Origin of the sequence: Bradyrhizobium oligotrophicum S58 (genome assembly GCF_000344805.1) — a bacterium.
Lineage (GTDB): Bacteria > Pseudomonadota > Alphaproteobacteria > Rhizobiales > Xanthobacteraceae > Bradyrhizobium > Bradyrhizobium oligotrophicum.
In genome coordinates, this window is record NC_020453.1 from 2,662,797 (window position 1) to 2,679,305 (window position 16,509).

Annotated in this window: 21 protein-coding genes; 9 read left to right on the forward strand and 12 right to left on the reverse strand. The window is 63.7% G+C overall.

Annotation, left to right across the window (positions count from 1 at the left end; translation table 11 throughout):
- Positions 1-35 precede the first annotated feature (35 nt).
- A complete protein-coding gene (locus S58_RS11560) occupies positions 36-311 on the reverse strand; it encodes a hypothetical protein (protein WP_015665484.1) in 276 nt (91 codons plus the stop codon).
- Between the two features lie 140 nt (positions 312-451).
- Positions 452-1,066, reverse strand: coding sequence for a LexA family transcriptional regulator (locus S58_RS11565; RefSeq protein WP_015665485.1), 615 nt, complete (start codon positions 1,064-1,066; stop codon positions 452-454).
- Between the two features lie 151 nt (positions 1,067-1,217).
- On the opposite strand from S58_RS11565, the gene S58_RS11570 reads away from it, so the two are divergent.
- Positions 1,218-1,754, forward strand: a complete 537-nt coding sequence (locus S58_RS11570; protein ID WP_015665486.1) for a GcrA family cell cycle regulator — start codon at positions 1,218-1,220, stop codon at positions 1,752-1,754.
- 53 nt (positions 1,755-1,807) lie between these two features.
- A complete protein-coding gene (locus S58_RS11575) occupies positions 1,808-2,407 on the forward strand; it encodes a DUF6456 domain-containing protein (protein WP_015665487.1) in 600 nt (199 codons plus the stop codon).
- Between the two features lie 65 nt (positions 2,408-2,472).
- On the opposite strand, the gene S58_RS11580 is transcribed toward S58_RS11575, so the two are convergent.
- On the reverse strand, positions 2,473-2,829 hold the full coding sequence (locus S58_RS11580) for a hypothetical protein (protein ID WP_042339248.1): 357 nt from the start codon (positions 2,827-2,829) through the stop codon (positions 2,473-2,475).
- 266 nt (positions 2,830-3,095) lie between these two features.
- Between S58_RS11580 and S58_RS11585 the strand changes: the two genes are divergently transcribed.
- Positions 3,096-3,524 carry a hypothetical protein gene (locus tag S58_RS11585; protein WP_042339251.1) on the forward strand — a complete coding sequence of 143 codons (429 nt, stop codon included), beginning with the start codon at positions 3,096-3,098 and terminating at the stop codon, positions 3,522-3,524.
- A gap of 57 nt (positions 3,525-3,581) precedes the next feature.
- Here S58_RS11585 and bamA read toward each other — a convergent pair whose 3' ends face one another.
- Positions 3,582-5,900: an outer membrane protein assembly factor BamA gene (bamA, locus tag S58_RS11590; protein ID WP_015665490.1), complete on the reverse strand. Its 2,319-nt coding sequence runs from the start codon at positions 5,898-5,900 to the stop codon at positions 3,582-3,584.
- Positions 5,901-6,136: 236 nt separating this feature from the next.
- Here bamA and S58_RS11595 point away from each other — a divergent pair, with 236 nt between their 5' ends.
- Positions 6,137-7,192, forward strand: coding sequence for a hypothetical protein (locus S58_RS11595; RefSeq protein WP_015665491.1), 1,056 nt, complete (start codon positions 6,137-6,139; stop codon positions 7,190-7,192).
- 324 nt (positions 7,193-7,516) lie between these two features.
- On the opposite strand, the gene S58_RS11600 is transcribed toward S58_RS11595, so the two are convergent.
- On the reverse strand, positions 7,517-7,750 hold the full coding sequence (locus S58_RS11600; protein ID WP_015665492.1) for a DUF6894 family protein: 234 nt from the start codon (positions 7,748-7,750) through the stop codon (positions 7,517-7,519).
- A 437-nt stretch (positions 7,751-8,187) separates the two neighbouring features.
- Here S58_RS11600 and S58_RS11605 point away from each other — a divergent pair, with 437 nt between their 5' ends.
- Positions 8,188-8,376, forward strand: a complete 189-nt coding sequence (locus tag S58_RS11605) for a hypothetical protein (protein WP_015665494.1) — start codon at positions 8,188-8,190, stop codon at positions 8,374-8,376.
- Between the two features lie 2 nt (positions 8,377-8,378).
- On the opposite strand, the gene S58_RS11610 is transcribed toward S58_RS11605, so the two are convergent.
- The 4 genes from S58_RS11610 to S58_RS11625 all read right to left on the reverse strand — a co-directional run bounded on the left by S58_RS11610 (position 8,379) and on the right by S58_RS11625 (position 11,490).
- On the reverse strand, positions 8,379-8,705 hold the full coding sequence (locus S58_RS11610; RefSeq protein WP_015665495.1) for a cupin domain-containing protein: 327 nt from the start codon (positions 8,703-8,705) through the stop codon (positions 8,379-8,381).
- Complete coding sequence (locus tag S58_RS11615; protein ID WP_244440744.1) at positions 8,702-9,364, reverse strand: YqcI/YcgG family protein; 663 nt, start codon at positions 9,362-9,364, stop codon at positions 8,702-8,704. The genes S58_RS11610 and S58_RS11615 overlap by 4 nt, the downstream gene beginning before the upstream one ends.
- Before the next feature lie 117 nt (positions 9,365-9,481).
- On the reverse strand, positions 9,482-10,780 hold the full coding sequence (locus S58_RS11620; protein WP_015665497.1) for an MFS transporter: 1,299 nt from the start codon (positions 10,778-10,780) through the stop codon (positions 9,482-9,484).
- Complete coding sequence (locus tag S58_RS11625) at positions 10,780-11,490, reverse strand: hypothetical protein (RefSeq protein ID WP_015665498.1); 711 nt, start codon at positions 11,488-11,490, stop codon at positions 10,780-10,782. The genes S58_RS11620 and S58_RS11625 overlap by 1 nt, the downstream gene beginning before the upstream one ends.
- A gap of 65 nt (positions 11,491-11,555) precedes the next feature.
- Here S58_RS11625 and S58_RS11630 point away from each other — a divergent pair, with 65 nt between their 5' ends.
- The 3 genes from S58_RS11630 to S58_RS11640 all read left to right on the forward strand — a co-directional run bounded on the left by S58_RS11630 (position 11,556) and on the right by S58_RS11640 (position 13,516).
- The gene (locus tag S58_RS11630) at positions 11,556-12,575 is read left to right on the forward strand and encodes a GlxA family transcriptional regulator (RefSeq protein WP_083938568.1); all 1,020 of its coding nucleotides are present in this window, start codon (positions 11,556-11,558) and stop codon (positions 12,573-12,575) included.
- A gap of 201 nt (positions 12,576-12,776) precedes the next feature.
- Positions 12,777-13,073 carry a hypothetical protein gene (locus S58_RS11635; RefSeq protein ID WP_015665500.1) on the forward strand — a complete coding sequence of 99 codons (297 nt, stop codon included), beginning with the start codon at positions 12,777-12,779 and terminating at the stop codon, positions 13,071-13,073.
- A gap of 89 nt (positions 13,074-13,162) precedes the next feature.
- Entirely contained in the window at positions 13,163-13,516 is a 354-nt protein-coding gene (locus S58_RS11640; RefSeq protein ID WP_015665501.1) for a phasin, read from the forward strand.
- Positions 13,517-13,574: 58 nt separating this feature from the next.
- Here S58_RS11640 and S58_RS11645 read toward each other — a convergent pair whose 3' ends face one another.
- Both S58_RS11645 and S58_RS11655 read right to left on the reverse strand, forming a co-directional pair.
- Positions 13,575-13,889, reverse strand: coding sequence for a c-type cytochrome (locus S58_RS11645; protein WP_015665502.1), 315 nt, complete (start codon positions 13,887-13,889; stop codon positions 13,575-13,577).
- 582 nt (positions 13,890-14,471) lie between these two features.
- Positions 14,472-14,720, reverse strand: a complete 249-nt coding sequence (locus tag S58_RS11655) for a hypothetical protein (protein ID WP_015665504.1) — start codon at positions 14,718-14,720, stop codon at positions 14,472-14,474.
- 334 nt (positions 14,721-15,054) lie between these two features.
- Between S58_RS11655 and S58_RS11660 the strand changes: the two genes are divergently transcribed.
- Positions 15,055-16,212, forward strand: coding sequence for an OpgC domain-containing protein (locus tag S58_RS11660; RefSeq protein ID WP_015665505.1), 1,158 nt, complete (start codon positions 15,055-15,057; stop codon positions 16,210-16,212).
- Between the two features lie 8 nt (positions 16,213-16,220).
- On the opposite strand, the gene S58_RS11665 is transcribed toward S58_RS11660, so the two are convergent.
- Positions 16,221-16,481, reverse strand: coding sequence for a hypothetical protein (locus S58_RS11665; RefSeq protein WP_015665506.1), 261 nt, complete (start codon positions 16,479-16,481; stop codon positions 16,221-16,223).
- Positions 16,482-16,509 lie beyond the last annotated feature (28 nt).

Below are 16,509 nucleotides of genomic sequence, written 5' to 3' on the forward strand. Positions count from 1 at the left end.
TGCGGCTCGTCGACGGCGGTTCGCGCTAGGTCCTGTCAAGCCGGCTCGTGCTTGCGCAGGTCGCGCAGGTGGTCGAACCCTGCGACCTGCAGGTCTGCATTCTGTCCGTCGATCTCGGGCAAGCTCGCCTCGGACATGATGGCAGCCGTGACGTCGGCGACGGACTGGTCGACGATCTCGTGAACGAAGCTGATGTTGGCATACTCGCCCGACGCGATGCGTGCGACGACATCGCGCCGGGTCATTTCGGGATCGACCACGGCCTCACGTCCGCGGCGGCCGTAGTCGATCATCACGACGAAGTATTGCATGCAGTGCCAGTTCGCCTCCGGCCGAATGTCATCGCCGGACAGTGTTCTGAAAAACAGAATTTGTCAAGGCGAAAGACATCGGCGCGCGGCGATCGGCGAGAAAGGGCACCGCGGCGCCCCCCGCTTCCTGCCAAAGCGTGTCACTTGGACGAGCGGGATCGCGACTTGGCCGCCGCCTTGGCCCGGATCCGCTGGATCTGCCCGCGCGGCAGCGTAACGAAGATCTCCCCGATCCATTCCAGCTTGACCCCGACGATCGGCTTGGCGTTGAAGCTCTTGAGATTGACCACGGACGGCGATTTGCCGCGCTCGATCGTCTTGAGGTAGCGCTCGCCGGTCTTGAGGCGCACGATGGCTTCCTCGCCGTAGAAGCTGGACAGCGGGTGGCGCTGCTCGCGGTAGACGACGATCACGTCGCCGTTCTCATATTTGGGCAGCATCGAATCACCGGAGACCTCGAAGGCGATCGTCTCCTCGGAGATCGGGAAGGGCAGGGCGACCTCGCCGAGGCCCTCGACCGGCACCTGCTCGTAATCCGGCTCGATCACCGAGCCGGCGCCGACCCGTCCCATCACGGGAACGGAATTCAGGTCCAGATACTCCGTAATGAGCGGAATCTCGGCGGCCTTGATCAGGCGCTGGCCTCCGAGGATCTCGGAGACGGCGCCGGGGCGCACGCCCATGGCGCGGGCGAGCCCCCCTTTTGTCTTTCCAGGCTTCTCGAGTGCACGCTCGATCATGGCGACGTCCAACATGGCTTTGACCTCTTTTGCGAATCTCGGAAGTCATTATATGTTTCGAATAATCAGAACTCAAGCTTGACTTTTCGTTCGGAATATCAGAAATTATGGACGTCGGACGGAACCGGCGCTTCCGGCGCCCTCCGACCAGCACGAAGAGGCGAGAATGCAATCCACCGATTGGCCCGAACACCATTCACAGATCCTGCGTGAGCTCCATGCTAAGGGGCTGTCCTATGCCGAGATCGCGCGCGCCCTCAATGCGCAATTCGGCACGGCCTATACCCGAAATGCGACGCTCGGCCGCGGCAAGCGGCTTGGGCTGGCGGCGTCCGCCGCGCCGAAAGCCGCCCGGTTCGAACCCCGGCCGATGTCTGCCGTGGCCGGAACGGGCCGGCGGCGCCGAGAGTCCGGCGCCGGGCAGGCTGCCATGCCGCCTCCGCCGAAGCCGGCGGCCCCGGTCAGGCTGCGGTCCGTCGGCATCAGCCCGCGGTTGCTGCCGCTCGACCGGCTCGAAGCCAATGATTGCCGCTACCCCTATGGCGGCGACCGTGACGACGATCCCATCACCTTTTGCGGCCATCCGCGCCAGCCCGGGTCCTGCTACTGCACGCCGCATTTTCACCTGACGCGGAATCCGCCCGAGGCGGCCGCCGATCGGCCGGCCGGGCCGCTGACCCTGCGACTCGTCGCCGCCGCCTGACGCGCAGCGCAGACGACCCAATCTGATCCCCATCCATTTTCCGGAGACGAGACATGGCGCGCCCCAGACGCAGCAAGCCCCATCGCATGCCCAAGAGCCACGACCGCCGCGCTCACGATCTGCCGAGGAACGCGGACGTCGTCCCGGTCGAGATCGACGATCCGCTGGCGCTCGAGCCGGGCGAGAAGATCATTGCGTTGCGATCCGTTCGCAGCGATCCGTTGGGACGGCTGCACGCGCACAAGCAGCTCGACGACGCGCAGTACCGGGCCGGACGCGCGTTCCAGAACGATTGGGAGCGGGCCGAGCGTGGCCCGCAGGCGATCGACCCCTCGCGCGAATACGTCGACGGCGCAAGAGGGCGGGAGCCGGTCACGGAAGGACAACGACAGGCGGTGCTGCGGCTCAACCGGGCTGAGCGTGAGCTCGGCGCCGACGGGGCGGCGATCACGCATGACGTGCTGGTGCACGGCCTGACGATGGAGCAGGTCGGTCACAAGCGCGGGCTGGCCAGCCAGCGCTGGAACGACTATTTCGCGCGACGTTTCAAGGAATGCCTGGATCGGCTGGCGGTGGTCTACGGCTTTTCCACCGATCGAACCGCAGGACAGTATCATTCTATTGTGCGATCGAGCGGGTCGGTCGAGACCTAGCGAGGGGCTGACCAGCGCTCGTGCCATCGTCGATGGGCGCGAGCGCCGGCCGGCCAACAGCCCGATCAGGGGTGTGGTGTGACGGTGTAGGTCGTGCCGTAGGGCTCGACCCGCAGCGAAGCGTGCGACAGCAGTCCGATCTTGGCCGTCGGCGCCATCTGCAGCTCGCCATTCGGTCCGCGGTGGACATTGTACTGCCAAACCGTGAGATCTCCCTTCTGCGCCAAAGCGTGCGCAACCGCGCTGGCATCGCTGCCGCCGATCGAGGCCAGCTCCGCACTGCTCAGGCCGATGACGATCTCGTCCTTGACGGTGATGACCTTGAACAGCGATGTCCTGCCGTCCTCGGCCGACGACATCGACGGCGACATCGCCAGCAATGCGAGCGTTGCGCAGATGGAGCGTGTTGGTCCTGAAGCCATGAAAGATCCTGTCCGACGTGGGCTATGATGGTGAGTGTGCTCGGGCGTGCAGGCATTGGTTTCCCGTAACGGTCAGCCGGTTCGGAAATAAAGTCGGCGCAATGCGGGTTGAACCCTGCTGCACGGGCCGACGTCTAAGAGGCCAGCGGGATGATGCGAGCTTCGGCAATGCCGCACTCGTCCGGCCGGACTGTATCGTTGACGCAGGTCAAGCGGGGTCGGCGCGGCCTGTTCTATTCAGGACGAAAGCAGCGATGGGGGATGGCATGTTCAGCGTTCAATATCTGTTCCGTTCAGCCGGCGGAAAAATCGCACTTGCTGCAGCCGCAGCAATGCTGGCCTCGGCAAGCGAGCCAGCGCCGGCTTTCGCACGGGCGGCAAGCCCGGCGAGCAAGCACGCGGTCGTGAAGGCGTCCAGCGATGTCAGCGATCTCAGCGCTCGCCGGCGCTATCGCCGCGTCTACAGGGGCAATCCGGCTGCCGGCCTTGCCATCATGGGCGCGATGATCGGGACGTTCGGTGCGATCGCCGCGCATCAGCATGACGACGACTACTATTATGGGCCCGGCTACTACCCCGGACCCGGCTATTACGGACCGCCGCGGGTCTATTATGCACCTCGGCCGTATTACGCTCATCCGTACTACGGGCACCCGTATTACGGACCCCGCGTCCACTACTACTATCCGTACTGAGACGGCGTGAGAGGGCGACGGTGACAGCCGCCGCCCTTATCGCGCTGGAGTGCGGGATTAGAAGCCGCCGGCGCTGAAGCGCAGCGGCTGCACGACGTCATAGGCCGCCTTGCTGATCGGCACCGCGTAGTCCACCGTGAGCGGCCCGAACGGCGAGGCCCAGGTCATGCCGACGCCGACCGAGGAGCGCAGGACGTTCTTGTTCGCGACCTGGACGTTCTGGGTCGGCCCCCGATAACCAAACACCGTGCCGGCGTCGACGAAGGCCGAAGCGCGCAAGCCGTATTCCTGCGGCAATCCTGGAATGTTGCTCTGCAACTCCGCGGTGGTGGCCCAATAGAAACTGCCGCCGACATTGTCCATCGTCGACCCCGGCGTGAGATCGCGCGGTCCAAAGCCGCCGGGTGCGAAGCCACGGACCATCGTCGGGCCGCCGAAAAAGCTGTTGAGCAGCGGCGCCTGCTGTCCGCCCCAGCCGGTGATGTAGCCGCCTTGGCCGCGGACCATGCCGGTGAGATCGCTGTTGATGGATCGGTAGTAGCGGACATCGGCAGTGGTTCGCAGGAAGCGGACGTCGCCGCCGAGGCCGGCGAGATCCTGGCTCAGCTGAGAGCGGATGCCGCTGGTCGGCATCTTGGTATTGTCGAGGGTGCTGTAAGTGACGGTATTGCCGATCTGGGACACCGTCTGCCGTCCTGCTGCAACCGCCTGCCGGACCGGGACGGACACCGCGGCCGGCGAGATCCCGGGCGCGAGCACGACCTTCTGGTCGTAGAGCGAATAGCGCCACAGCATGGCCGTCTGCTCGCTCACCGGCATGCCCAGGGTGAGCGCGCCGCCATAGGTGTTGCTGCCGAACGATTGGAACGTGCTGACCATGCTTTGCCGCGCGAACAGCTCGACTCCCGGCGTCGTCCTGCCGAGCGCGTAAGGCGAGGTGAAAGACAGCGTGGCGCCGCGCGCGAACTGGCCGGAGGTGAACGCGGCCTGCGCCGTGTTGCCGGTCCCGAGCACGTTGCGGTCGCCGATCTTGACCTCGGCGAGCAGGCCGTCCGTTGATGAATAGCCCCCCGAGACGTTGAAGTCGCCCGTGGCCTGATCGATAGCCTCGACGTCCAGCACCACGCGATCCCCGGCCGAGCCTGGACGTGTCGAGATCTTGACCGTCTTGAAGTAGTTGAGGTTGCGCAGCCGCCGTTCGGCGCGGTCGATCAGCGTCTTGTTGTAGGCATCGCCTTCGCCGACATCGAACTCCCGACGGATCACGTCGTCGCGCGTCCGCGTGTTGCCGTGGATCTCGATGCGCTCGACATAGCTGCGCCGTCCCTGCTCGATCTGGAAGGTGATTTCGGCCAGACGGGCCTGGGCGTTGCGATTGATCCGCGGCTCGACCTGCGCGAACGGAAAGCCGAGCTTGCCCAGCTCGGCCGTCAGCGCCTCCGAGGTCTTGCCGAGCTTGCTCTCGTCGAATGTGTCGCCCTGCTGCGCCAGCAGCAGCGTGCGCAGGCGATCGCAGGCGAGGCCCTGCACGTTGCAGGAGATGTCGATGGCGCCGAACCGGTAAAGCGCTCCTTCCTCGATCGTGAAGCTCACATTGAAGCCGTTGGTCGCGCGGTCGAAATCGACGCTGACATTGGTCACTTCGGCGTCGGCATAGCCGTGGTTGCGATAATACTGCCGCAGCTGCTCGCGGTCCTCATTGACCCGGTCGGCGTCATAGGCGTCGCCGCCCGTTACGAAGCTCAGCACGTTCGAAGCCGAGGTCTTGATCACGGCCCGCAATTGCCGCGCACCATAGGCGTTGTTGCCGACGAAGCTGATCGCTCTCACCGGCGTCTTCTTGCCTTCGGTGATGGTAAAGACCAGGTCGACGCGGTCGTTGCCGCGGTCGATAATTTCGGGGATGACGCGAACGTCGTCGCGTCCGACACGATGATAGGCCTGAAGGATGCGAGCCACGTCGCCTTGCACGGTGGCACGCTGCAGGCCCGCTCGCGGCTTGGACAGCACCGCGCTCGTGAGGTCGGCATCCTTCACCTTCTTGTTACCTTCGAATGCGACGCGGTCGAGCACCTTTGCTTCCGAAAGCCGCACCACGATCCGTCCGTCGCCGCGACTGATTTTCACGTCCTCGAAAAGTCCGGTCGCCACCAGGGCCTTCAGCCCGGTGTCGAGTGCGGCGGTGTCGTAACGGCCGTTGGCATCGGCGTGGAAATAGGACCGGACGGTCTCGGCATCGATCCGCCGATTGCCCTGTATTGCAAGGCTTTCCGTGGATGCCGCCATGGCCGGAGACGCCAGAACGCACAGCATCGCCACGTGCGTCGCAACCTGCGATCCGGAGAAGCAACGGTGACGCCAATTCCAGGCCGTCATGATGTGCGCTCCTGCCTGCTCGTCATCGCCGCGATGCAAGAGCGGGCGCGTGGCCAAATCATGTCGTGGCTGTGGAGACAGGCGGGCCCGCGATCACGCCTGCGAAGGCCGGCGCACCCGGGAACCGATGATGGCCGCAGAATCGACGCAGAGTCGATTCAGACGCTTGGTGGCGACCGTGTCATCCGACGCGCCAGCGGATGCTGACACGGCGAACGTTTTGTCGGGAGCAGATCATGCGCGCGATCGCCTTGGCCCTCATTGCCTGCACCTTCGTTCAATCAGCGCTTGCCGCCGCGGTCGGTCCCGAGATCGACCCGGGTGCGTCGCTCGGCGTCGTCCAGAATTGGATCTACAACTACCGCACCAAGCCCGACTACGCCCATGTGCCTGCCGCGGTGCGGGTGCTGTTCCACTCACAGACGTTCAAGGAGCCGGAGAATTCCGGCATCTATCTCGGTTTCATTGCGGGCGCGATCAGCTCCAATCCGGCCAAGGCGGAGCAGCTCGTCAACAGCTTCTTTCCCGTGCCTCCCGAGGAGGAGTGGGTGATCGTGCGGGCCATCGCCTATTCGGGCCTGCCGGACTGGCGCAACCTGATGCGCAAGGTGGCGCCGAAGATGCCGGGCCGCCGCGTGATGATCGATGGCTATCTCAGCGGTGCCCAGCCGACCTTGATGGACATTCCGCTCGAGGAAGCCAAGCCAGGCATGATGGACAAGCTGCGCGGCACGTTGACTCAGAACCCGTTCAAGAAGGAGGAGCGCAAGCTGGACACGCGGATCAGCTACGCGACCCATCAGGACCTGCTCGACATTCTCTGGGGCTATTACTTCGCGACCGGCTCGCGCGTGCCGATCCAGCGCATCGTGCAGATGCTCCCGTGGTCGAAGAGCCGCGACACGGTGGACAAGCTGACGATCGGCAGCATGGCGCGCTACACCCTCGCCAGCTACTCGGTGCGGGATGCCAGCCTGCGTGACTATCTGCGCGACGAACTGGCGCGGCAGTCGGGGCCGGTGAAGGAGCCGCTGAGGGAGGTGGTCGAGGCGGCCGACACGGTGCAGCTCGGCGCCGTGCGCAAGGATGCCGTCGCCGCGGTCGAGGAGTTGAAGACGAGAGGCTCCGATGCCCGGCGCAACATGGACTTCTGGGGCCAGCTCGGTGTGGGCGCCCTGGCCCTCGGTTGCGTCTCGGCCGCGGCGCTGGGTCAGGTCGCGGTTGGCATCCCCTGTGTGATTGGGGGCTCGGCGTCGCAGGGACTGCTCTCGTTCTGGGAAAAGCAGCAATAGTGCTGGTCGCCCGTGCTCGACGCGCGTGTCGTAGCGGAGGAGGCCGTCGTGTCAGGAGCTCACGGCTGTCGTGAGACGTCGGCTCGAGCCATCGCTTTCGCCGGGTCAACGAGACTGCAATTTACGATGCGACGGCCTGAGGCCTGGTTGTTTGACGTACGCGACTAGGCGCTGCGACCTTGGAGGCGAAGGTCGAGACCCGCCTCAAATTGTCCCGGAGGGGGGAATGTGGCACATGCAGAAATTGCGATGCTTTTCGTTTCTTCTACGAAAAGTAGAAAAGATGGTCAGCAGCCAGTCCTTGCCGGCGCGCCTATGAAAAAATCAGGACAGGCTAGCCTTCACCGCAACCGGGTAAACTGGTTCGCGGTGAATCTCCGCGCCGGATTCGTCGACAACGACGATGGAGAGCCTTCGGTCGGTAATGCGGGGATCATGCCTGAGCCGCCGGGCCAGATCCCGGCTGTGCTCGATCGCCCCTGCACACGTCGCAAACTCCAGTCCGGTTCGGTCCCTGGTCGGAATGCCATCCTTCATATCGAAATAATAAGTGCGCATGGTCTTCCTGCAACCGCTGTGTCGCGGGAGTGGGACACGGAGCCGAAACGGCATCCGCAACCCCCGTAGTCCTCCCGCTGAAACTATAGAAGACCTCTAATATGGAGGACAAGCTTACCTCTGCCGTAATTCCCCTGTCTCGTTCGGTAAACGACCATTTTCACTGGTATCGTCAGCCAGAAACTGCCAGAAAGCTCAAATTATGCCGGCGAAATCGACCGATTGGTCAGTTTGGCTTGCTGCAGGAGTTGTTCGCTGGCATACTTTCAACCTCATCGGGTTCCGCGCGGTCGATTTCCAGGCGGGCCATCCTGAGGATCAGGGTCGCAGTCGTCAGACCAAGACTTTCAGCCTCAATTGCTGCAGTATCTACCTTGCGTGCAAGGCCTTCACGTTTGCTAAGGACTGGCATTACTGTTTCCTGCCAAAGGTGCGAGATGAAGAATCCCACATTCATCGCGGAGCTGCACACGAAGCTCGGAGCCCCATCGAGCGAAGCCGTGGAAAGCCTTCGGCTACTGAAGGCGTTCCTGCAGCTGGCCCCGGGCCAGCGCATCGAAGTGATCGAGATGGTTGAACGGTTGACCTCGGAGTCCCATCCGGAAACCGATCGCCCCCTGTCCTGACGTCATTCCCCCTGATTGCATGCAATGGTTGCGGGCGGTCGCGTCGCGATCGCGTAAATTGCATCGTCCAGTGCTTCCGACTCGTGCAGCGTCCCAGCCGGCAACAGGATCTTGTCGCCTGCGGTGCAGACGCGCTCGCCGCCTTCCCATCGGAACGTCAGCCGCCCCCTGATCACGACGAGGATTTCGTCGACCGGGTGCGTGTGGAAGTGGTGAACCTTGCCGGCGGCATCGTGCTGCAATTCGATGCAGCCCTGGGTCGGCAGCAGCGCGAGGATATCGGGATCGATCGCAAAGTCGGTCTTCGTTCCAGCGATGATCTGGGTCATGCGGCTTGCTCCTTATCTCCGATGGACGATGGCTTGGCCTGGGCGAGCTGGTGGAACGGGCAGGCCGGCGGCGGCTGGTTGTCGTCGTAGAGGAAGTACTGCTTGAACTCCCGACCCTCCGGATTGCCGTAGCGTCCGAGCATGGGGGAGGGCTCCGTTGTGTCGAACGGGAGCAGCCGCTTGCGCACCTCGCCGAAAGCCTTCGCGGCCGCCTCGTCGGTGCCGAGCATCCGTTCGAATACCCAGCGCGGCTGGAAGGTGAGCATGAACGCGCTCGAGCGCCGGCTCTGCCGCATCACATGGGCAGGCGTACTGCAGACGACGAAGATCGGTTCGCCGGCAAATGAGAACTCCCACATCGGATGATCGACGGTCTCCGGAATTTCGGCAGGCCATGGCTGCTTGTCGATGCGCGCCAGCTGATCGAGGATCCGCCAGAACTTCTTGTAGTAGGCGTCGAGCGTCTGAACCGGCCGCGGGCGCGTGAACAGGACGAGCGAGGTGTTGGGTCCGTGCGAGCGGCTCTCCGAGACGAACAAAGCAAGCTGCTTGCCCAGGACGTCGATGTCGATGGGATCGAGAAACAAGTAACGGAGTTGATCGTGGCGATAGCCTGAAACGCCGAACACGCACGGAAAGGGTCTTGCTTCGCTGCTCATCTGAGCTTCGAATTCCGAAAACAGGACGCTCTGCCAGCTTCCGACCTGATGACCGGATCGGACTTCGTCCTTTCTCAAATACAAACGCGACATACTGACCCTCTCTGTTTCTTATGTTTAAGTACGAAGTATCAATTTGCGCCTCATCATCAGCGGCCCAAGCAGTCCAGGAAGCGACATCAGGAGAAGAATTTCGATCAGGGCTGCGTAGCCGGAGTCGTTCGCAACGATGTGCAGGTTCGATCCCGCATCGGTGCCGAGGCCGCTTGCGGCCATCATGGCAAAGGCAATCACCGGCTGGGACAGTCCGGCAAATACGCCGGCCGACGTCGTGTTGATCGACGCGCCCACGCCGATGCGCTCGGCCGTGTAGAGATGCTTGGTGCATTTCAGGACCAGAGGCACGGTGCCGCCGGCCACCAGACCGAGCACGGCAAACACGGCGCCGACATAGAACAGTCCGAAAGTGTGCGCGAGCGCCGGCCACAGCATCGCAACGAGCAGCATGCGCAGCAGCGTGATGCGGATCAGGGCCGTATCCAGCGACCGGGTCCGATCGGCTATATGGCCGAGGAAGATCGATCCGATCGCGTTTCCGACCATGAAGGCGAGCAATGGCCCACCGGCGGCCGACGGCGAGATGCCGAAATAATGCGCGACCATCGGAATGCCCCACACGCCCGCGAGCGTGGTCACGACGGCGAAATGCGCGGCGAAGCTCATCGCGCAACCCCAGTTTGCAGCCGATGCGAGCGCGTGCCAGCACGCCAGCAGCACGCTCTTGAGCGTCTTGCCCGCGTAGTTCGCAGGCGCCGGCTTCAAGGCAACGGATGCGCAGGCAAGGTTGGCGATGCCGACACAGGCGATGACAAGGAAACAGGCGCGCCAGCCGAAGCCGCTCACGGCCGCCGCAAGCGGCGTCGTGGCAATGACGCCGCCGGCATAGCCCGACACCTGGGAGATACCCGACATGAGGCCGAAACGTTCGTCGGAAAAGTTCTGAGCCACGAGCTTCAACAGCGCCGTGAAGACCAGCGCGTCGCCGCAGGCCACGATCACGCGCGCGATGAAGACGTCGAGCAGGCTCGGCGACAGCGCGAAGGCGGCGCTGCCGAGCACCGAGGCCGTCATGCTGCCGAGCACGACACGCTTGACGCCGTAGCGGTCGACCAGCACGCCCGCCGGGATCTGCATCAGGGTGTAGCCCCAGAAGTAGCTGGAGGCGAGCATCGCGACACCCGAGGCGTCGGTGCCGAAGTCATGGGCGAAGCTGAGGCCGACGGTCTGCGGCGACATCCGCTGCAGAAAGGCGATGGCGTAGGCGAACGCGACCGTTCCCCACGCGACATAGGCGCGGTCGGCGAACCTCAGTACAGAGGAAGAGGAAGCGACGGCTTGTTGTCCGAGCACGGCCATCACACCCTCGCATAGCCGACGGAGAACAGCGCGTCGGCCGAGTCCGGGATGATCTGCGACATCGCCGTCTCCACCAAGGAGGCGGCGCCGTGATAGTCCTGCCGGATGTGCTCGATGTGTCCGTAGGCGCCGCGCATGATCATGCGGGGCACCTCCAGCGGCTTGTCGGGATAGATCGTCGCGCACATCTCGACGCAGGCGGCCTGCAGTTCGGCATCCGCGGTCTCACCAAGCAGCGACGGCGCGACCCGCTCGCAGATCTTGGCGTTGGCAGCCCATACGATCGGATTGCGCGTTCGCCATCCGTACAGAACTCCCTCGCTGCGTGTAGTTGTGGAGGAATGCTTGAGGATCTGCGACGTGAAGAACCCATACAGGCCACGCCCCTGATGCGCGGGCAGCACTTCGGTGCCGCTGCGGTAGATCGCGAGCCGCTGCGCAATGGTCATCACGCGATAGACGGAGAAGGCTGCCAGTCCGATGTGATCGTAGACCAGAATGAGGCTGTATTTGCTGTCGAACGGCGACGCCGCCGCAGTCCAGTGCGGTTCGATTGCCTTCCAGTTAATGGCAATGATCGAATTCATCGCATCCATGACCGGCTGCCGGTCTGGCGCTGCAATCTGCGATGCGTCGGGAAAGCTGTAGACGGTGTAGTCGTCCCAGGGCGACACGATGGTCTTGTATCGGCCGTCCAGGTTGCGCGACATCGCATGAACTCCAGCACTTCGAGGTCGAGCTATACAGGCCGCCATCCGATGGCTTAAAGGACAATATGCCCTCGAATTCTGCCAACTCCCCCCGGCGCTCTGCAGTGCACCGAGACAGTGCCGAAAGGCGGCTGGCGATCTTCGCCTTCCCGGGGGTGACGCTGCTCGACGTGTCCGGACCTGCCCAGGTGTTTGCCGAGCTCGGCGAGATCGAGCTGCCGGGGCCGGGCTACGCGCTGAGCTACGTGTCCAGGGAGGGCGGGCTGGTGCCGACCGATGTCGGGCTGATGATCGACACCGCGCCGCTCTCGGCCATGAACCCGCAGGACGTCGATACGCTGCTGATCCCCGGGGGGCCGGGCATCTGGAAGCTGCGTCAGGATGACGCGGCGATGCAGTGGATCGGTGAGGTGCTGCCCGGCGCGCGGCGCATCGCATCCGTTTGCCTCGGCGCATTTGCATTGGCCTGGGTCGGTGCGCTCGAGGGCAAGCGGGCGGCGACCCATTGGCGCTACTGCCCGCGTCTGCAGGACAGCTTCCCGAACGTGAAGGTCGAGCCGGATGCCATCTTCGTGCAGGACGGACGGGTCTGGTCGTCCGCGGGCGTCAGCGCGGGCATCGACCTGGCGCTGGCGATGATCGAAGAGGATTTCGGCCACACCATCGCGCTCGACGTCGCGCGCCGGCTGGTCGTCTTCCTCAAGCGTCCCGGCGGCCAAAGTCAGTTTTCAACCGTGCTGGCGGCGCAGGCCTCCGACGTCGAGGGCCGGTTCAGCGCGCTGCATGCCTGGATCATCGAGAACATCGCAAGCGATCTCAGGGTGGAGACGCTGGCCGAGCGGGCCGGCATGACGCCGCGGACTTTCGCGCGCAGCTATGTCAACCGCACCGGAATGACGCCCGCGCAAGGCGTCGAGGCGCTCAGGGTCGAGACGGCGCGTCTGCTGCTCGAAAGCCGCCAGGTCGACAGCGTGGTCGAAGTCGCCAAGCGGGCCGGCTTCGGCGATGACGAGCGCATGCGGCGCGCGTTCCTGCGCCATCTCGGTGTGTCGCCGTCGGAATATCGTCGCCGCTTTTCGGGCTGAAGCGGCCGGCTTGCATCGCGCCAAGCCTCGCTGCCGGATTTCGGCGGCGCCCGTTTGCTTTCAGGTTAATTCTGCTGCTCACGTTGGGGCCGCACTCGGCCATGCCGTCGGGAACCGGTCTAAGGCTTCAGTAAAATGCCGCGTGTATAGAGGCGAAAACTTGATTCAGATCCGCCTCTGCGAAAGCAGCGGGAGAAGCCAATGTCCAACATCATTCCGTTCCGCTCGCGGACGGTCCCGGCTCAAGCCGCGTTCACAACGGCGCACGCGGAAACCGCGGTTGCCGGCGTCGGTCGACTCGGCGCCGCTCGACCGGAAGCGCCGGCCGTCCGGGAGGATGTCAGGAAGACCGTCCTGCTGCTCGATCTTGCCCTGCAGCATGCCCGAGAGCTTTCAGATTTCGTCGCAGATGCGCGAGCGCGACGAACCTATGATCGTCATCTCGCCTCGATCGAATATTCGCTTCAGATCGCGCGTGACCGCATGGCCGCACTCTGAGATGCCGCCCTCCGCGGCGGGGGCATGCATTTGCCCGGGGACGCAGCGAGCCGGATGTGGTAGTTGGGTCTGTCGTGGAGGACGCAACAATGACCCAAACCAAACTGGAAGTGCCCGCCGAACTGCGCGACCTCGCGGAAAAGACCATTGCGCAGGCGGAAAGGGCCTTCGAGATGTTCTTCGACGCGGCTGGCAAATCGATCTCTACGGTTCCCGGGCCTGCCGCCGACATGTCCAAGCAGGCGCTCACCCTCACCGAACAGAACATCAAGACGGCCTTCGAGCATGCTCGAAAGCTCGTCCATGCCACCGAGCTGGAAGAGGCGATGCGGATCCAGTCGGAATTCCTGCGCAGTCAGTTCACGAACGCCGGCGAGCATATGAAGACGATCACGTCCGTCATCATGTCCGCCGCCACCAAGGCGACTGAAAACAAGTCCTGAGACGCTGCGGCACGCATGAAGCGAGACCGGCGGCCGATCGGCCGCCGCAAGGCCATCGCTACTTGCGCAGCGAGCCGATATAGGCGGCGATATCGGCCGCCTCCAGCCGGTTCAGAGGGAAACTCGGCATCTTCGGGTGCGGGTCGAGCAGGAAGAACGCGACCTTCTCAGGAGTGAAATCCGCCTTCTGGGCGATCTGCGAAAAGGACGGAACATCCGCGCTGGCCTGCTTCTGCGTTCCTTCCACCAGATGACACGACGCGCACCAACGCCGGGCGAGGTCGGCGCCATGGTCGGCATCGGCGGCCCACACCGATGTCGATGCCGCAGTGGCAGCCGCAACCGCCAGAACTCTGATTACCAAGCCACGCATCCAGGAACTCCCGATCTTATGTCCGTTGAATTCGAGCGTGACGTCCGCCGTTGAAGCAAATGACGGCAGCTCGCGAGGGGGTCTTCGTCGCAGGAACGATCGTGTCGCTCCTTCCGGCGTGCAGGTGCGTCGCTCGACGCAACCGGATCCGAGTGGTCAATTACAGCATGACCTGGGGAAATGGGACAGGTCGATCCGGCTGATGATCGACTTCAAGAGGTTGCTGAGGCGGCGCAGCAATGTGGGGCTTGGTGAAGACGCGTCCGTCAGCTCTTCTGCAACGTAGGACATCTCGGGCCCTCCCTGTCGCTCAGCATCTTTCCGGTGCGCTTGTTGACGAGGTGCATGCGCCCGCATGCCAGACACGCGACCGCTTCGTAGGCGTCGGCGGGCTCGGCGAAAGCCGGCACGGCCAAGCCGATCTGCACGTTCGATCCCGTCTGGGAGCAGCGAAAAACGAGAGTTTCCATTACCTGATCATGACGAATCCCGGCACGAATGCCTTGATCTGTCTCAACAGGCGGCGCTCGGACAGAGCCCTGTCCGACGCGTCAACCGACGGCCATGCGAAGACGACGAGCGTCAGGTCAGCCCGTGCGACGTGGCCTTCGCCAAGTCGATCCGCTCAACGACATTGGCGGCGGACACCGAGCCGGTCTGGGCTGTGCGAAGGGCGGCATCGATCTTCGACTTCACGCGCCGTGCGGCGAGGGCGGCCAGCCTGGTCTGGGTTCGTCCGGTCTTGACCTGATCACCGAACTCGTATCGCCATTCCCAAATGTCCGGTTCGGCAGTCGCCACGACGGTATATTGGACACCTCGGTGGATCACGGAACCCCCCTTTAACACTTCCACTGCAAGTCAACGTCTAAACAACCTACAATCAATCCGGGCAAATACGGGACTGGAACAATTGCCAGATGTGTGACGGTAAGGTGGTTAACACCACCATGCCGGTAATGTTCCTTTGCGCGCGCGGTTCCCGTGCACACTTTTTACGTGCGCCCCTCCAACGTGGCCGAGACAGACAGGACGGGTGGAATCTGCAACAACGCGGGAGCATCCCATGGACGACATCGAGTCCGAGCCGCTTGGTAGCGCGCCGTTTCAGACCCGGCGCCGTCCCGAGCGACTACCAGTCGCGCCACCTACGACGAGGCTCATCTTGATTGCCGACAATCGAGAGCTGGCGAACCACGATGTCGCCGCGGCCGGAACCAGCAATGGGCGTCGGGACCTCAGGCTCGATGCATGCCGCGGTCTGGCGCTGTGGTTCATCTTCGTCGATCACGTCCCGGATAATTCGCTGTCCTGGCTGACGTTGCGGAACTACGGCTTCAGCGACACCTCTGAAGTGTTCGTGTTCATCTCGGGCTACACCTGCATGCTGGCTTATGGCGGTTCGCTGGGAAAGCACGGCTGGACGACCACGGTGGTCCGCGCACTGCGGCGGGCATGGGAGATCTATGCCGCCTTTCTGGTGCTGTTGCTGGCCTATGCGGCGCTGGTATGGGCGGTCGGCGGCGGCACGCGCTTTGTCGACGAGACCAACACCGGGTTTTTCTTTCGCGAGCCCGGTCCGACGCTGTTGCATGTGGCGCTGTTGCAGTTCGCCCCCGTCAACACCGACATCCTGCTGACATTCGCGGTGCTGCACATCTGCTTCCCCGTCATCCTGTGGCTGATGATGACGAGCGCGACGTTGACGCTGGGGCTCTCGTTCCTCGTCTACATGATGGTTCAGCTGTTCAGCTGGCACGTGCCGGCGTGGCCGAGTGGCGAGCTCTATTTCAATCCGTTCGCCTGGCAGTTCCTGTTCGTGATCGGCGGCTGGTACGCCTATGTCGGCACCGCAAGCCTGCGTCCGATCCTGAATTCGCGCACGCTGCTGATCATGGCGCTCGCTTATCTCGCCTTCAGCCTGCTCATGGCCCTGAGCTGGGAGTTCAAGAGCCTGGAAGGCCTGATCCCACCCGCCATCTCCGGCCTGATCTATCCGATCTACAAGAGCCATCTCGCCCCGGTCCGGCTGCTGCACTTCCTGTCGCTCGCCTTCGTGGTGTCGCGGTTGGCACCGCCGCAATGGCACGGCCCGATACGTCCGCTGATGACGGCGATGATCAGGTGCGGCGAGAATTCGCTCTCGATCTACTGTATCGGCGTGCTGCTGGCGTTCATCGGCCAGGTCATGCTGACCGACATATCGAGCGGCTTTGCGATGCAGCTCCTGATCAGCGTCGGCGGCATTGCCTTGATGATCATCGCGGCCACGCTGCTGACATGGGATCAGCAGCTCGACCGGCGCGGACCCCGGCTGTTCTGATCGCGCCTTCAGCGCCGACGTGCGACGGCCACGCCAAACAGGAACGCCACGGAGAGGCTGGCGAGCGGAGCCTCGCGCGTGATTGCGCTCAGGGTCGACAGCGCCGTTCCCGGCCGCCGCGCATCCTTCGCGGCTTCGTTCAGGCGGTCGACGGCGGCGCTCAGAGTCCCGGCCATCTCGCCCAGGGACCGGGACATGTCCGTCGCGGCATCGAGCGCGCGTTCGGCGACGCCCGGCTGTGGAGGTGTTTCGAACGTTTCGCTGCTCACTATCGTTGCCTTCTCGACGTTCATCGGC

Coding starts and splice junctions, on each gene's coding strand:
- S58_RS11625 (WP_015665498.1), bottom strand. CDS start 11,490: ATGTCGCGCAACCTGGACGGCCGATACAAGACCATCGTGTCGCCCTGG.
- S58_RS11580 (WP_042339248.1), bottom strand. CDS start 2,829: ATGGCTTCAGGACCAACACGCTCCATCTGCGCAACGCTCGCATTGCTG.
- S58_RS11575 (WP_015665487.1), top strand. CDS start 1,808: ATGGCGCGCCCCAGACGCAGCAAGCCCCATCGCATGCCCAAGAGCCAC.
- S58_RS11635 (WP_015665500.1), top strand. CDS start 12,777: ATGTCCAACATCATTCCGTTCCGCTCGCGGACGGTCCCGGCTCAAGCC.
- S58_RS11640 (WP_015665501.1), top strand. CDS start 13,163: ATGACCCAAACCAAACTGGAAGTGCCCGCCGAACTGCGCGACCTCGCG.
- S58_RS11595 (WP_015665491.1), top strand. CDS start 6,137: ATGCGCGCGATCGCCTTGGCCCTCATTGCCTGCACCTTCGTTCAATCA.
- S58_RS11585 (WP_042339251.1), top strand. CDS start 3,096: ATGTTCAGCGTTCAATATCTGTTCCGTTCAGCCGGCGGAAAAATCGCA.
- bamA (WP_015665490.1), bottom strand. CDS start 5,900: ATGACGGCCTGGAATTGGCGTCACCGTTGCTTCTCCGGATCGCAGGTT.
- S58_RS11605 (WP_015665494.1), top strand. CDS start 8,188: ATGAAGAATCCCACATTCATCGCGGAGCTGCACACGAAGCTCGGAGCC.
- S58_RS11620 (WP_015665497.1), bottom strand. CDS start 10,780: ATGGCCGTGCTCGGACAACAAGCCGTCGCTTCCTCTTCCTCTGTACTG.
- S58_RS11565 (WP_015665485.1), bottom strand. CDS start 1,066: ATGTTGGACGTCGCCATGATCGAGCGTGCACTCGAGAAGCCTGGAAAG.
- S58_RS11630 (WP_083938568.1), top strand. CDS start 11,556: ATGCCCTCGAATTCTGCCAACTCCCCCCGGCGCTCTGCAGTGCACCGA.
- S58_RS11615 (WP_244440744.1), bottom strand. CDS start 9,364: ATGAGCAGCGAAGCAAGACCCTTTCCGTGCGTGTTCGGCGTTTCAGGC.
- S58_RS11570 (WP_015665486.1), top strand. CDS start 1,218: ATGCAATCCACCGATTGGCCCGAACACCATTCACAGATCCTGCGTGAG.
- S58_RS11645 (WP_015665502.1), bottom strand. CDS start 13,889: ATGCGTGGCTTGGTAATCAGAGTTCTGGCGGTTGCGGCTGCCACTGCG.
- S58_RS11600 (WP_015665492.1), bottom strand. CDS start 7,750: ATGCGCACTTATTATTTCGATATGAAGGATGGCATTCCGACCAGGGAC.
- S58_RS11560 (WP_015665484.1), bottom strand. CDS start 311: ATGCAATACTTCGTCGTGATGATCGACTACGGCCGCCGCGGACGTGAG.
- S58_RS11610 (WP_015665495.1), bottom strand. CDS start 8,705: ATGACCCAGATCATCGCTGGAACGAAGACCGACTTTGCGATCGATCCC.